Raw genomic sequence first — 15,514 nt, forward strand, 5'->3', positions numbered from 1 at the left:
ACCCACAATAGGTAATACCAATTACAGTAATTAAATGCTCAACTCAGAGCTATGTATGTGCTCAAAGTGCAATCGAAATTGATGAAGACATAGTTGTTACCGACAAACAAAACTGTCGTTATTACATTGCTACGTCAAGACAATTTTGAGAAGTATTCTTTATAAAGCAAAGTGAGCACATACAAACCCCCAAAGGGCAAGGCTAAAGGGTTCCATTACTGCGTTATAAGCACTTGAATTATCCCGACAAAAGCACGAAGTGCGTTGAACGCCAGCTTTGTATGGCGGCCGTTAGGGTATATAGTACTTCGAGCTTGTGCCTTGCACTGAAACCCTTTAGCTCTTGCTGAGTGAGAGATTAATTACTGTAATTGGTATAACTCAAAATTGTTCTGAGCGCATCCACCATGAGTGATAAAAAAATAAAGAGCATGCTTTATGAGTCATTTTCATTTGTTCTTGCCAAAAAATATCAAAATAAAAATTTTAAAATTGACGTTTATTCAGAACGCTCTCTTGTTGTTTGAGGTATCTTAAATAAAGAGTTCTGTGAGGTGTCTTAAATAAAGTAGAGTAGGCTACTGGCTTCGCTATCGCTTATCCAGCAGCCCCTCTTCGATTCCGTGCATGAGGTTTTCCCTCACACGGCTCTGTTGTTACACTTCTCTCAGCCCCTTCACTTTGCTTATCATCTTGTCGTGGGTAAATACTCAAGACCAGCTTGGCGTAATTTTTCGTAAGCACCTCGTGATAGATACTTGCTTCGACGTTGACTTAAGCGACGATGCCAGCGATAGAACCGGTTTACTACAAATCCATTTATTCTGAAAAATACACCTCTGGGATAACCTATCCCACCAAAATAGTGTTTCCATCCCCTCAGAACTTGATTAACCTTATTTATCAGTACGCCAAGTGTATTTGAGGTTCGGTGTTTCACTATGTCTCTGATTTTATTTTTCAGCTTTGTTTGGCTCTTCTTAGACGCCTGTATCTTGATGTAACTGGTGCCTTTGATGAGGCCTGTGATCCGTTGAAAGTTAAAACCGAGGAAATCAAACTCATTCATCAGCTTTCCCATATCCACACAGTGGGTTTTACTTTGATTTAGCTTCAGACCTTCATCACTTAATTGCTGTGTTATCCAGTCCAGTTGCTCTTGTGTTGTAGGTTTGCTTATGGAGTACAACAAAATCATCTGCATAGGTAACGATTTTACACGGTGTTTTTTCGTGTATTTTCAAACAGAAATCGTTGAGATAGATGTTAGCCAGTAGTGGAGAGATAACTCCGCCTTGCGGAGTGCCACATCGGCTTGCTTCTATTCGCCATTTTCTGTTGACCGTCTCTACGCTGATGGGCGCTTTGATAAAGCTTTTCAGCAAACTCAGAAAGCTGCTGTCGCTTATTCGCCTTTCTACTTTTGCCATCAACTTAGCGTGCGGGATGGTATCGAAATAGGCGCTCAAGTCAGCATCAAGTACGTGCTGATAGCCTTGTTTTAGGCTCATTTCAATGACTTTTACCGCTTGCTGGGCGCTTCGACATGGACGATAACCATAACTGTGTTCATGTAAATGAGGTTCGTAGACGGGTTGCATCACTATTGTCATCGCCATTTGCACAATTCTGTCACTGATTATCGGGATCCCAAGTTTCCGCGTTTTGCCGTTGTCTTTGAGTATTTCTACTCGTTTGACTGGGCTAGGTCGATAGTTTTTCTGTTGTAATTGAGTTTGAATTTCTTTTAACAGCGCAACGACTTTCTTTTGCTGCTCTAGACAACTGAATGTGATGCCATCAATTCCTGCTCCGCCTTTATTGGCTTTGCATCGTCGATAGGCTTCTTCGAGTATATCTAGGCGACTGAGTTTATCGTACAAGCTGTAAAATCGTAGCTCCGAGTTAAGCTTTGAGCGTAAGTAAAGTTTTCGCTGTAATATTCTGATATTTACTGGAGTGTTAGCCATATGGCAATTTCACCTCAAAAGTTACGTTAAAAAACGGGTGTAACACTGAGCCCCTTCCCTGATGTGAAGTTATGTTGTCTTCACGGTTAACGGTACTATGGGCTCATCCGACTGCCTGAGCGCCCTATCTGAAATTTCGGTTTACCTTATATTCGGATAGTGGAAGTCACTACCTTCCAACACTCAGGCTCTCCCACGTTCACTTTATTTCCTTCAATACATGCCACTTCATATTACGCCGGAAGATCAAACAGATGCATTTACCAGTTGCTTCTCTGTTTGTGTCAGGGTTCGTCAACTAGGAAAGACTCCCCATCTTCATTTTTTGATTTACGACGCTTAACTGAATTCGCTTGATGCTGCGGCCTACATTGCATCTCAACCTTTATTCAAGGCCTTTGTCACAGGGCTTCATGTCATAGCGGTTACCCATTATGCATGCCCGTCAGATTTCGGGATGAACTGGTAATTATCCCGTCAGGTACGTTTCAACCTGATGGACTTATTATAAATAATAACGTTGCTGTCTCTGGTTTATGGCCATGTAATCGCTTGGCTGCGTATACGTTGAGACAAATCCCGCAACAGAATAAAGCGCTTCGTGGCGCTCCCTAGAAACATCAGTTGACTGCGTTCTCAAGCGTAGAGGAAATGGTTGATAATAAGGCGTAGCTTGCAGCAAATAGTTATTCTACTTGCGAAAGTTGCAACGCAGATAGCAGCCATTTTAGCAAGCTTGTAAGCGTAGAGCACTTCACTCATTGGGTGCAAACCATGATAATAGAATCATCGTATTGCTCAAACAGTAACTCATATACTCAGCGTTCAACTGATATTTTTAGGATAAAGATTACAGACCGATTTCAAGCCCATGTTTATACAAGGCATTTTTCTTTAAACCATGTATTTGGGCAGTGAGTGCTGCCGCTTTTTTCAAAGGCAACTCTGAGCAAAGAATTTTAAGGGTCTCAATAGACTCTGCGGGTAAGGCTTCTTGCTCAACGACTTCTGCTCCATGGGTCATCAGTACCATTTCGCCGCGTTGCTGATTCGGATCAGACTCAACTTGCTGCAAAACCTCCGTAACCGAACCCGATAAAAAAGTTTCAAATGTTTTGGTTAATTCACGAGCCATTACCATTTTTCTAGCACCGCCCAAATGAGTCTGAATAGACTGTAAACTTGGTAAGATGCGGTGTGGTGATTCATAAAAAATTAACGTTCGTGTATCTTCTCTCAACGCTTTTAACTTATCGGCACGGCCTTTTTCTTTTGCTGGTAAAAAACCTTCAAATGAAAAACGATCTGACGGCAAACCCGAAGCGCTGAGTGCGGTAATCGCAGCACAAGCTCCCGGTAAAGGAATAACGGCAAAGCCTGCTTCGCGTACAAAATTCACTAAATGGTAACCAGGATCGGAGATCAAAGGCGTCCCCGCATCAGAAATCAATGCGACTGAACCACCAGCATTAAGTTGTTCGACTATCCAAGAGGCTTTCTCACGTTCATTATGATCATGCACCGCTGTAGTACGAGTTTTAATGCCTAAATGACTCAATAACCGACCGCTGTGACGCGTATCTTCGCAGGCAATTAAATTTACTTGATTGAGTATTTCAATCGCGCGAGAGCTGATGTCTCCCAAGTTACCAATTGGGGTGGGAACGATATAAAGTGCAACAACTTGATCCATAATATCCTCATTAACACACTCTGGACTTTCGTCATGGATAAGAGCAGGTTAAACTATATTCAAAATCAACGTTACTGTGACGAAAGTGCCACATTAGTCAGTCTCAGTAACAATGAAAATTCAGAGCCCGAATACTATCACACCAGAGAGTGAATCTGTGTTGAAAAGCCAAACGTTAAACAAGTTTATTACGCTAATCCTGCTGAGTTTGACTTTGTCAGCATGTAAATCCACTGCGCCAATAAATCAGCCAGTCGTGGATATCTCATTAAGGGAAGTATCTAAAACGGCTGAGCAATATTTATCTCAAGCGGCTTACGCACAAAATAATATTCAACGAGATAAATTGACTCTTTTAGCAGCTCACGCTGAATTGAATCAACAACGTATAGATTCTGCAGATAGATTATTAAAATCACTTAAAGTCAAACTGACGCCTCAACCTGAATTGTTGGCCGAGCATAAGCTTTTATCGGCTCAAGTATTTATTAAACGCCGACAATTAAATGATGCACTTAATGAACTAAATTACCCAAGTCAATGGCGGTTACCCAGCTGGCAGTGGATCACTTATCATCAACAAAAATCATCGCTTTATCAACAAACGCTACAACCAATCAAACAACTAGCTGAATTAAGCTTGCTCAGTAAATATTATTCCAGAGCAGACGCTCAAGCGATCAATGATCGTATTTGGCATGGCTTACAGCCTTTGAAGCAAGAACAACTTGCTAAGCTTTCGCAACAGACCACAGAGCCTCTATTTTCTGGTTGGTTACAACTTGGTTATATAGCTAAACATTATGGTGCCGATCCTTTGCAATTAGTGAGCTATTTAAGCCGTTGGCAAAAGCAACATCAGGCGCACCCTGCGGCGAGAAAACTACCTTCTGATTTAGAAAAAGCTTTAAACACGGAACCTTATCAGCCGAAACAGATTGCGGTTTTACTCCCGTTGAGCGGCACAAGGGCAACGCTAACCGACCCAATCCGTTCCGGTATTTTAAGTAGTTATCTAGAAATGAACATACCGCAAGTTTCGCTTAATTTCTATGATACGAGTTTGGGTGTCGAAGCTGCTTATCAACAAGCTCTTTCTGAAAATGCTGACTTTATTATTGGCCCAGTATTGCCAATGAATGTCACTAAATTAAAGCAGCTCCAAGCTCAGCAATCACAACCAAACACAATTCCTCAGCTGTTTTTAAATCAATATGAGGGCTTTACCGCTGATGCAGATCAATACTATTTCTCACTCTCACCACAGCAAGAAGCAGTGGATTCAGCGATGCATATGCACAAAGATGGGATTACAAGTCCTTTAATTTTCGCCAGTAACGATGGGTTTGGGCATAGAATGGCCACTGCTTACAAAGCGCAATGGCAACAACTTACAGGCAATCCAGCCGATGTGCACTTTTATGATGCTGGCGATAAAATGAAGCTCACGGTACAAGAAGCGATGGGCGTGAAAGCTAGCCAAGCCAGAATCAAGCAAATGAAGGCCATGTTTGGCAATAAAATCAAAGCCGATTTCCGTTCACGCCGAGATATCGATGCCATTTATATGATTTCAAGCTCACAAGACTTGTCATTACTTAAGCCATTTATTGATGTGAATTTCAGCGTGTTTGCTCAACCAGTTCCGTTATACTCAACCAGTAGAAGCCGTCCAAACGGTGGTCAACGACGTGCGGCAACAGAGTTTAATGGCATCACTTTAAGTGATGCCCCTTGGCTCATGCAAAACACCCCTGAAAATCGAGTTATTAATACTTTATGGCCCAACTGGACAAACAGCCAGCAACGTTTATATGCCATGGGATTCGATGCGTTTTCTTTGATCAATAAGCTGGCTCAAATGCGAGCCTTCCCTGGTTATCATCTTAAAGGGCATAGCGGTAGTTTATCGATTCAAGCTGACGGTGTTATTTATCGTCAATTACAGTGGGGACAATACCGTCGAGGATATTTAACCTCATTATGAATATTGGATCGCAAGGCGAAAAGAAGGCAAGAACCTATTTAGAGCAACATGGTCTTATATTTAAAGCGAGTAACGTACGATATCGTTTTGGTGAGCTGGATTTGATCATGAGGGATGATCAATACTGGGTATTTGTCGAAGTTAAATTTCGCAGTAACGCCCGTTTTGGTGGCGCCATCAGCGCAGTATCTACAAAGCAAATGGCTCGTATCCGTCTTGCTGCCGATCACTATTTACAACAACAAAAAATTGATGCCCCATGTCGTTTCGATGTAATAGCCATCGACAATGATGAAATTCAATGGCTCAAAGCCGCATTTTAGCACTTTGGGCTAAGAACAGATTATGGCAATATAGGTTTAATGTCATCGAAATCTACTATTTTCAACGATATTGAACAACTAAATTAATTTAATAGGATATATCCATGTTAGACCGTATTAAAGACAGTTTTACCGAGTCAATTCAAACTAAAATTGATGCTGCAGAAGCCTTACCGGAATCAATCGAACAGGCGGCTCAAATGATGGTGAACTGCTTACTAAATGGAAATAAAATCCTCGCTTGTGGTAATGGTGGTAGTGCAGGTGATGCGCAACATTTTTCAGCCGAGTTATTAAACCGATACGAAATTGAGCGCCCTCCTTTACCAGCCATTGCCCTCACCACTGACTCATCAACTTTGACCGCTATCGCAAATGATTACAGCTACGATGAAGTGTTTTCCAAACAAATTTTAGCCTTAGGTCAACCTGGTGACATTCTTCTTGCCATATCAACCAGTGGAAACTCGGGTAACGTAATTAAAGCTATGGAAGCTGCATTAAGCCGTGACATGACCATAGTGGCAATGACAGGCAAAGATGGCGGAGCCATGGCAGGCTTGATGGGACCAAACGATGTTGAAGTGCGTGTACCATCTAACATCACAGCTCGCATTCAAGAAGTTCACTTACTGGTAATTCACTGTTTGTGCGATAACATTGATAAAACATTATTCCCACAGGATGAACAATAATGATCCGATTAACGGCAATCTTATTAAGCTTAATGTTACTTCAGGGATGCGCGGGCTTGATTGTTGCTGGTGTTGTTGGTGGTGCTGTCATGCTCAACGATGAGCGGCCTCTTAAAACGCAGTTAGGCGATACAGACGCTGACTTTACCATCAGCGCGGCACTCGCGAAACATGAAGACATTAAAAATCACACTCATATTCGCGCCATTACGGTTAACCGCAAAGTGTTGGTGATTGGACAGGCACCCAATGAGAGACTTAAAGTTAAAGTCATTCAAATCATTAACGAATTAAAATTATCAGACAAAATCTACGATCAAATCCGTATCGGCTCACCAACCAACTTTGGCACACGAAGTAACGACACTTGGATCACAACGAAAGTTAAAGGTCGAATGCTGAATACCGATGGACTCGACATTACGCGTATAAAAGTCGTCACAGAAAACAGTGAAGTATTTTTGTTGGGTATAATTGATAAGAACCAAGCTGACATTGCGGCCGATATTGCTCGTTTTACTACTGGTGTAAAAAGGGTCATTAAAGTGTTTGAAAGCCCTAAAAAATAGTCAGTATTCCGCTTTAAAACGTCAAAAAGAATCTAGCAGCTAATTGTGCTGGATTTTCCCTTTAGACAGGTCAGTTAACCTAAACCTGGGATAATAAAACCTATAATTCAATATTTTATAAACAATAAGTTTAAATTCAACCTACAGTGCGGCTAGTTTCTTACTAGGCGAAAATAGCTGTGCTGTAGAGGTTTGCTTATCCAGAGTTCAGGTTATACCAATTACACTAACAAGCCTATCTTTTCATAAACGTTTTTAATTGTTACTTCAGCACGCGCTTGTGCTTTTTCCGCGCCTTCACGCATAACGGTATCTAAATAACTCTGATCCGCTCTGAACTCTTTATAGCGTTGTTGTAACGGCTCAAGCATGGCAACCACAGCTTCACCCGTTGCTACTTTAAGGTGACCGTACATTTTTCCTTCGAACTCTTTTTCGATATCAGCAATGCTCCGCCCTGAAGCGCCTGACATAAGGCTCAATAAATTCGAAACACCCGGTTTATTATCAACATCAAACGCGACTCTTGGTGGCTCTTCTGAATCAGTCACCGCTTTTTTCACTTTTTTCAATATCGCTTTTGGATCTTCAAGTAAGCCGATAACATTATTGCGATTTTCATCAGACTTAGACATCTTCTTAGCGGCATCTTGCAACGACATCACTTTTGCCCCTTGCTTGGGAATAAAGGGCTCAGGAATCGTAAAAGTGTCTCCATAAACATTATTAAAACGCGTAGCAATATCACGTGTCAGCTCAAGATGCTGTTTTTGATCTTGCCCAACAGGAATTTCATTGGCTTGGTATAACAATATGTCGGCAGCCATCAACACTGGATAGCCATACAAGCCCACGTTAATGTTATTTGAGTGCTTCTGGGATTTGTCTTTAAACTGAGTCATTCGATTCAGCTCACCCATTTGGGTATAACAATTTAAGGCCCAACCCAGCTGAGTATGTTGCGGTACCTGAGACTGAATAAATACAGTGCTCTTTTTAGGATCAACACCACATGCAAGATATAACGCGAGTGTATCTAAACAAGCTGTTCTTAATTCCTGAGGATCTTGTCTAACCGTAATGGCATGCAAATCGACAACACAATAAAGGCAATCATGACTGTCTTGCATTGACACCCACTGGCGTAACGCACCCATGTAATTGCCTATGGTGAGTTCACCGGATGGTTGTGCGCCGCTAAGTACGATGGGCTTAGTCATCTGCTTTATTGCTCCTTTATTTTACATTAATTATTATTCAGATAATTTGCGCAGTTTAAAATGAGTCAATACCCAAGATAAGATATCGCTAAAATCATCAAACACGGCATCAGAACCGCTGAGCCCAATATCTTCTCCGTAGTTATAGCCATAGGTCAAGCCTATTGAAGCAATTCCTGCGGATTTAGCGGCTAAAATATCGTTTTTAGAGTCACCCACCATTAAAAGTTGATCTTTTTTTAATGCCCATTCACTAATAATATAATTCAGTGGCATAGGATCAGGCTTTTTAGCCTCAAGACTATCACCACCTAAAATCAGTGAAAAACAGTGATCAATTTCAAAGGCTTTTAATATTGGCGCTACAAATTGGATAGGCTTATTGGTCACAACCGCGAGTTGATAACCTTGCTCTATGAGCTGAAGCAAAGTTTCTTTCACACCGTCATATAAACAACTGTGTTGATTAAGTTGTTGATGATAATGTTTCAAAAAAACCACTAAGGCTTGTTCAACTTGCGATGAAGTCGGGATCTGCTTATGTGCGTGTGCTAGTGCTCGTCGAACAAGCACTTCAGCGCCATTACCCACCCAACTACGAACCTCAAGTTCACTACAACTTGGTAAGGTTAATTCATTTAACATCAACTGCGCAGCGACTGCCAAATCCGGCACACTGTCAACCAGCGTGCCATCTAAATCAAACGCAATGGCTTTGAATTTAATATCCACCATTATGAATCGACTTTAGCCAATTCAACACGCATTTCATCAATCACCTGCTTATAATCAGGCTTGCCGAAAATAGCAGAGCCAGCGACAAACATGTCTGCACCAGCCGCTGCAATTTCTGCAATATTATCCACTTTCACTCCACCATCTACTTCAAGACGAATGTCATAACCACTCTCATCAATACGACGGCGAACTTCACGCAGTTTATTCAAGGTTTCTGGAATGAAAGATTGTCCACCAAAGCCTGGATTCACAGACATCAACAATATGGCATCTAATTTATCCATCACATGATCTAAATAATGTAATGACGTTGCTGGATTAAGCACTACCCCAGCTTTACAACCGGAAGACTTAATCAGTTGTAAAGTACGGTCAATATGCTCAGAAGCCTCAGGGTGAAAAGTAATTATCGAAGCGCCCGCATCGATAAAATCAGGAATAATCCGATCGACTGGCTTCACCATCAAGTGCACATCAATATCAGCAGTTACGCCATGATCACGTAATGCTTTACAAACTAACGGGCCAATCGTTAAGTTCGGTACATAATGATTATCCATAACATCGAAGTGGACGACATCCGCACCAGCGGCTAATACATTATCCACTTCCTCACCCAGGCGAGCAAAATCAGCAGATAAAATTGATGGAGCAATCAAAAATGGACGCATAGCAGACTCATGACAATGATAATTGTGGTTATATTACTCTGGCTGACCGTTAGTCTCTAGTATTCAGTTCTCAAAAATTTAGAAAAAAGAATTAGAGTAAATAAACTGTTTAAAAATAGAACTATCTTGTTATAATCGGCCATTGGAAAAGCAACAATGCACTTACGATTACATCTTATGAAAAGATACGGAAGGGATAACATGTATACTTATACGAGAAAGTTTCTAGCCTTGTTGAGCTTTCAAAAGTTTGGTACTCGCAAACGGATGTTGAGCTTCAGTGTTATCGCCTGCACGGCATATTTAGGTCTATTTGGTTCTCAAACATTATTTAACTCATCTGAGACCGCCGCTTGTATGTGTGAATCTGGGATCGCCTATAATGCGATGCTTCCTGCTAATCACCCTACCAATCGATGCGCTAACCAAACAAAACAATTAAATTGGGGAGCTTGGTTCGCTGGTCAAGGTTCTAATCAATTTCATTTTTTAGATTTAGTCGAATTATTAAATCGAAGTAAAAACCAACACATTGATTCTGACAATGACAACTTACCAGCGAGATAATTGATGATAACGAAACTGTGGCAAGTGTTTTCTAGTACTTTCGCGGCATTTTTTGGTGTTCAAACCGAAAACAACCGCCAGCGAGATTTTACCACTCACTCTCCAATATCTTTTATTATCATGGGCATAGTTATGGCCATTATGCTTGTTGGCGGTCTGATTATGATCGTTAATCTTGTTTTAACCTAGAAAAATCAGTTGAACGCATAGAAGTAAGATAACTAACCAAGTTCAACCATAAAAGCCACAAAGTGTATTCATCCATTGAGTGAATGCTTGACGTTCGTAAACTGGCTAAAATGACCGCTTGCTGCGTTATAAATTTTGCAAGTAGAAACAAAGTAACGACAGTTTTGGATGTCGGTAACCACAACTTGCTGCTATTCATGCCTTTCTATCAGTAATTTTTTCTGCGTATATGAACGCTCCCTACCGATTTAATTAGGTTCAAGTCACGCCTTGCTATCGAAAATTTTCTCTGCGTTTAAGAGTGCCACCAACTGATTTTTCTAGATTTAAATTAACTAGCGACTTATTACTATATTAAGTTAAATCGCTTTTGTGGTACTTACCATCATACAAGGCAATTAATTCGTTCACTTTTTTTCTTGAACTGCCTTTTTGACTGATGCTTCTTTGCACTTGGATCTGACGAAGCCTTGCCCCATGATATAACTCTCGAGTTAACGGAATATCATGATTACTTACCACGACATGAACCTCTTTTTCCATCGCCATATGACGAGAAAGCCGCGCTAAAATCGCCTGATCATCAAGCGAGAACCCTGCTCCAACATAAGTAGTAAAGCTGGCCGTTGTTGAAAGCGGTGCATAAGGAGGATCGCAATAAATCACATCCCCTGAAGTTGCCAGTTCAAATGCCTGTTCATAACCGATACATCTAAATTCTGCTTTTTGGGCTTTTTCTGCAAAAAATTGCAGTTCTTTTTCAGGGAAGTAAGGCTTCTTAAAAGAACCAAAAGGAACATTAAAGCCACCTTTACGGTTGTAACGACACAAACCATTAAAACCATAACGATTTAGATATAAAAAGTACAGGCTTCGCTCAAAAGCATCATCAGTTTGATTAAATTTTTCTCGAATCGCGTAATACGCTTGTTTTTCATTCATTGATTCGACAAACAACTTACTAGCTTCTTTAATGTAAAAGTCAGGTTGTTTTTTGACGACATTATAAAGATTAATGAGATCTTGATTAATATCACAGAGCAAATACTCTTCGTAATCGGTATTGAGAAATACACTTCCGGCACCCACAAAAGGTTCAATCAGTCTTTCACCTTCTGGCAAAAACTCCTTTAATGTATCAACAAGTTTGAATTTACCGCCAGCCCATTTAAGAAAGGCTCTATTTTTTTTATTCATGGAATGGGTTATGTGCCGAACAAAACAAAGATGACGATTGTACGATGAATATGACTCTCATGTCATCTGTGTTAATGATTTTCTCTACGGTTTATCAGTGTGAAATCCCCGTTAAGACGTTTTTCATTATCATTGAACGCTAGTCGATTGAAATTCAAACTGTTTAAGCGCTTTCCATTTCCTCAGCCAAGGTTTAGGAAGTGATGTTTCTTCACTCAATTTTTTCTCAAATTGTCGTGCCGTTTTTCTATCGGAAAAATCACCAACAACTACTACCCAATGTTTGTTAAAACGAGCAACTTTCACTGCCGAATAAGGCTTAAGTTGATTAAGAATATTAGTCAGAGAACGCTGCTTGGATACTGACGCAATCTGCAAAGTAAACCCCTCAGGATGCTCAATAATCGCAGTAAAACTAGTTTTCTGTTCGTTACTACTATCGTTTTGTTCAGCAGTATCAATTGGCTTTGCCCTATTTCGTGTCTCAGAATTTGGCTCAAAAGGCGCTGTTGTTTGCAAAGGTAACTCAGAGAGGCTTTCAGCGTCATGACTCGGCCGTTCTATCAGAGCTAAAGCCATTGTAGGTTCAGCTTCTGAATCGCTCAATGTGTTAACGGCTTCGAGTGCTTCTGAAGATACCTTTGGCTCTTTTTGTTTTGTGTCGTTATCAATATCACTTACTACAGGCGATACAAATCGTGTAGAAATATTATTAATACCTTCTGTTTTTACTGGTTGCAAAGCTGTAATAGCACCGACAAAGATTTCGCTTTTTGAAGATTTAATTGCTTTTGGTTGCTCATTAGCTTTTGGTATTTCTAGCCAACCAAATTGCCAATTTAATAATACCAATGCAACTAAAGTCATTACTGTTAAACCCGACCATAATAGCCAAAGTTTGTTCTTGTTACGTTTGCTATTAGGTGTTGTTGCTTCATCTAAAAATAGCTCGGTAATATCACCGACATATCTCTCCCCTTCGGTAAAGTCTGGTTTCTCCAGTTTCCGTTCTGAAAAACTCTGTTGGTTGGCGTTCGCCAATAAAGATAAGTACAGCGCATCTTGCTCTTGTACCGACAATGACTCAATTGCCAGAGACTGCAAATGGCCTTGATGAGACTTAGGCAGTAATTCAATAAAATCATCGAAAAACTCATTATCTGAACTGGCGACAACGGCTACGGGGCGGTTGTCTACCTGCATTTGACTCAAAGCCAAGAGTTCAGCCCAAATTTGATGTGAAAGACGATGAGCGTCGTCCAGTATGATTATAATCGGCCGTGCAAAGTCGTTTTCTATATTAATCAAAGTATCAGTTAACGCGGCTTCATCATCAAAGATCGGCGTGGTACAGAGTTGAACCCATATTTTCCGCCGAATTTCAACATCTTCACTATGTTTGGGACAAGCAATGAAGGCGAAATCGTAATCTTCGATGTTTGAGGCTAATTGAGTCAATAACCGAGTTTTTCCCGATTTTGAGTGGCCAGTAAGCACTTGCAATTGCTGACTATAATAGAAGTTATGCTGCAGCCGTTCCAGCAAATCAAGTTGTGAAGGCAACAAAATTGAATCGTCCATAAAGTCCCTAAATCGTTTTACACGCAGAAGCTAAAATTGGTGCAATTACGAGTATAAAATTAGGATGTTTTCCTTAACCCTAAATAAATCGGTTGAACGCACAATTTAACTTTAATCTATTGAAGTTAAATATAATTAAACAACCCGAATTCACCCATCAGGTGAGTGCTAACATTCATATACTTGCCAAAATCACCGCTAGCTGCGTTATAAATTTTGCAAGTAGAAACGAATTAACGACAGTTTTGTATGCCGGTAACCACTACTTGCTGCTATTCATGCCTTGCTATCAGTAATTCTTTATGCGTAAGATGAACGCTCCCAACCGATTTATTTAAGTTAACTTAGTACATCAATTAAGATTTTATTATCGACGTCAGAAGTAACCACTGCTGCACCGATTTTTGTGGGCAAAACCAAACGAATTTTGCCCTCAAGTACTTTTTTATCCCGCTGCATATGTTGGATAAAGTCTGCTGGATTCATTGCTTCTGGAGCGGCGATTGGTAAATCAAAGCGATTAAGAAGCTGAATAACTCTCTTAACGCAGTTTTGTGAAATCCAACCGAGTTCATTAGCTGTTTTTGCCGCCAGTACCATCCCTGTTGCCACTGCTTCACCATGCAACCAATTGCCATAACCCATGTGAGTTTCAATAGCATGACCAAAGGTGTGCCCAAGGTTCAACAAAGCTCGACAACCACGCTCAGTTTCATCTTCAGAAACCACGTCGGCTTTTATTTCACAGCAACGTGAAATGGCATAAACCAACGAAGATGCTTCCTGTGCTTTTAATTGATTTGCATTATTTTCAAGCCAGTTAAAAAAGGTTTCATCCCACATGATGCCGTACTTGATGACTTCAGCCATACCTGCGTTGAATTCTCGTTCAGGCAAGGTCGTCAAAAGTTGCGTATCAATCAGGACTGAATTGGGCTGATGAAAAGCCCCAATCATATTTTTACCTAGGGGATGATTAACGGCCGTTTTGCCCCCTACCGATGAGTCGACCTGTGCGAGTAAAGTTGTTGGCACTTGCACAAAATCAACGCCACGCTGATAGCATGCCGCCGCAAAGCCTGTCATATCACCAATAACACCGCCGCCTAAAGCCACTAACAAACAATCTCTCGCATAGTTTTCTAACAATAATTTGTTAAAAATCTTATCCAGATATTCAAGGGTTTTATATTGCTCACCATCCGGCAGCACTACAGAATCTATATTTGCAATTTCAGCAGCTTTGGATATTTTTGACAGGAATGACGAAAGATACAATGTCTCGATAGTATCGTTTGTAACGACTAACACACGCTTATTATGAAAATAGCGAGACAAAAGCTCGCTATTGGTTGGCAAGTTCAGACACAGCAAATTCTGGCCAATATAGATTGAATAACTTCTTTTACCTAAATTGACCGGAACAGTTTGCATGCTTAAATTTACCTAAGGTTTTTAGAAACCTAGTTTTTCGATAATTTGATTTGCAACAGCTTTAGCACTTTGATCGTCAGTTTTGACAACCACATCGGCAATTTCTTCGTAAAGCGGATTACGTGTCGTGGCTAATGCTTCTAATACTTCGCGAGGATCATCAACTTGTAAAAGTGGACGACGTTTATCGCGCTGTGTGCGTGCAACTTGCTTGTCGATTGTTGTTTCTAAATAAACAACAAATCCACGTGCTGACAAATGGTTGCGAGTCTCTTTACTCTCAATCGATCCACCACCTGTTGCTAGCACAATACCTTGCTTTTCAGATAACTCTGAAATCACATTGGTTTCGCGCCGACGGAAACCTTCTTCGCCCTCAACGTCAAAGACCCAAGCAATATCAGCACCTGTACGGTGTTCTATTTCTTGGTCAGAATCGTGAAAATCTAAATGAAGCATCTGCGCCAAATGGCGACCTATAGTGCTTTTACCTGCGCCCATTGGGCCTATCAGAAAAATATTGCGTTTTTCAGCCATGGTTGATACGTCTGAATCTTATGAAGTGTATGCCCATATCGATTTATGTTTAAACCGACCTAAATGTTACCTTGCTCTATATGAGACTTGACCACAGATTATCTCAGTTTATACCCATCAATGGCAAGTCAAGAACACGAAAT

Annotated in this window: 16 protein-coding genes; 6 read left to right on the forward strand and 10 right to left on the reverse strand. The window is 40.7% G+C overall.

Features of this window, described 5'->3' with window-relative positions:
• Positions 1-688 precede the first annotated feature (688 nt).
• From E2I05_RS18725 to rsmI, 3 genes are all read right to left on the reverse strand, one after another.
• Entirely contained in the window at positions 689-1,192 is a 504-nt protein-coding gene (locus tag E2I05_RS18725) for a group II intron maturase-specific domain-containing protein (RefSeq protein ID WP_170179655.1), read from the reverse strand.
• Positions 1,125-1,970, reverse strand: coding sequence for a reverse transcriptase domain-containing protein (locus E2I05_RS18730; protein WP_133309802.1), 846 nt, complete (start codon positions 1,968-1,970; stop codon positions 1,125-1,127). The genes E2I05_RS18725 and E2I05_RS18730 overlap by 68 nt, the downstream gene beginning before the upstream one ends.
• Positions 1,971-2,820: 850 nt before the next feature.
• Positions 2,821-3,663, reverse strand: a complete 843-nt coding sequence (gene rsmI, locus E2I05_RS18735; RefSeq protein ID WP_121853828.1) for a 16S rRNA (cytidine(1402)-2'-O)-methyltransferase — start codon at positions 3,661-3,663, stop codon at positions 2,821-2,823.
• Positions 3,664-3,820: 157 nt separating this feature from the next.
• Here rsmI and E2I05_RS18740 point away from each other — a divergent pair, with 157 nt between their 5' ends.
• From E2I05_RS18740 to E2I05_RS18755, 4 genes are all read left to right on the forward strand, one after another.
• Complete coding sequence (locus E2I05_RS18740) at positions 3,821-5,650, forward strand: penicillin-binding protein activator (protein WP_121853852.1); 1,830 nt, start codon at positions 3,821-3,823, stop codon at positions 5,648-5,650.
• The gene (locus E2I05_RS18745) at positions 5,647-5,973 is read left to right on the forward strand and encodes a YraN family protein (protein ID WP_121853829.1); all 327 of its coding nucleotides are present in this window, start codon (positions 5,647-5,649) and stop codon (positions 5,971-5,973) included. The genes E2I05_RS18740 and E2I05_RS18745 overlap by 4 nt, the downstream gene beginning before the upstream one ends.
• 104 nt (positions 5,974-6,077) lie before the next feature.
• Complete coding sequence (locus tag E2I05_RS18750) at positions 6,078-6,668, forward strand: phosphoheptose isomerase (RefSeq protein WP_121853830.1); 591 nt, start codon at positions 6,078-6,080, stop codon at positions 6,666-6,668.
• A complete protein-coding gene (locus tag E2I05_RS18755; RefSeq protein ID WP_121853831.1) occupies positions 6,668-7,237 on the forward strand; it encodes a BON domain-containing protein in 570 nt (189 codons plus the stop codon). Before E2I05_RS18750 ends, E2I05_RS18755 begins: the two co-directional genes overlap by 1 nt.
• Before the next feature lie 221 nt (positions 7,238-7,458).
• On the opposite strand, the gene trpS is transcribed toward E2I05_RS18755, so the two are convergent.
• Genes trpS through rpe form a run of 3 tightly spaced genes read right to left on the reverse strand, consistent with a single transcriptional unit; the run spans position 7,459 to position 9,866 of the window.
• Positions 7,459-8,457 carry a tryptophan--tRNA ligase gene (gene trpS, locus E2I05_RS18760; RefSeq protein ID WP_121853832.1) on the reverse strand — a complete coding sequence of 333 codons (999 nt, stop codon included), beginning with the start codon at positions 8,455-8,457 and terminating at the stop codon, positions 7,459-7,461.
• A gap of 33 nt (positions 8,458-8,490) precedes the next feature.
• Complete coding sequence (locus tag E2I05_RS18765) at positions 8,491-9,192, reverse strand: phosphoglycolate phosphatase (protein WP_121853833.1); 702 nt, start codon at positions 9,190-9,192, stop codon at positions 8,491-8,493.
• Complete coding sequence (gene rpe / locus E2I05_RS18770) at positions 9,192-9,866, reverse strand: ribulose-phosphate 3-epimerase (protein WP_121853834.1); 675 nt, start codon at positions 9,864-9,866, stop codon at positions 9,192-9,194. Before rpe ends, E2I05_RS18765 begins: the two co-directional genes overlap by 1 nt.
• Positions 9,867-10,067: 201 nt before the next feature.
• Between rpe and E2I05_RS18775 the strand changes: the two genes are divergently transcribed.
• Together E2I05_RS18775 and E2I05_RS18780 are read left to right on the forward strand one after the other, a co-directional pair.
• Positions 10,068-10,433 carry a hypothetical protein gene (locus E2I05_RS18775; protein WP_121853835.1) on the forward strand — a complete coding sequence of 122 codons (366 nt, stop codon included), beginning with the start codon at positions 10,068-10,070 and terminating at the stop codon, positions 10,431-10,433.
• Positions 10,434-10,436: 3 nt separating this feature from the next.
• Complete coding sequence (locus E2I05_RS18780) at positions 10,437-10,622, forward strand: DUF2970 domain-containing protein (protein WP_121853836.1); 186 nt, start codon at positions 10,437-10,439, stop codon at positions 10,620-10,622.
• Positions 10,623-10,976: 354 nt separating this feature from the next.
• On the opposite strand, the gene E2I05_RS18785 is transcribed toward E2I05_RS18780, so the two are convergent.
• The 4 genes from E2I05_RS18785 to aroK form a co-directional block, all read right to left on the reverse strand.
• On the reverse strand, positions 10,977-11,819 hold the full coding sequence (locus E2I05_RS18785; protein ID WP_121853837.1) for a Dam family site-specific DNA-(adenine-N6)-methyltransferase: 843 nt from the start codon (positions 11,817-11,819) through the stop codon (positions 10,977-10,979).
• Between the two features lie 129 nt (positions 11,820-11,948).
• A complete protein-coding gene (locus tag E2I05_RS18790; protein ID WP_121853838.1) occupies positions 11,949-13,400 on the reverse strand; it encodes an AAA family ATPase in 1,452 nt (483 codons plus the stop codon).
• 339 nt (positions 13,401-13,739) lie between these two features.
• Entirely contained in the window at positions 13,740-14,834 is a 1,095-nt protein-coding gene (aroB, locus tag E2I05_RS18795) for a 3-dehydroquinate synthase (protein ID WP_121853839.1), read from the reverse strand.
• Between the two features lie 21 nt (positions 14,835-14,855).
• Entirely contained in the window at positions 14,856-15,371 is a 516-nt protein-coding gene (gene aroK / locus E2I05_RS18800; protein WP_121853840.1) for a shikimate kinase AroK, read from the reverse strand.
• Positions 15,372-15,514: the final 143 nt, after the last annotated feature.

Source organism: Parashewanella spongiae (assembly GCF_004358345.1).
GTDB lineage: Bacteria > Pseudomonadota > Gammaproteobacteria > Enterobacterales > Shewanellaceae > Parashewanella > Parashewanella spongiae.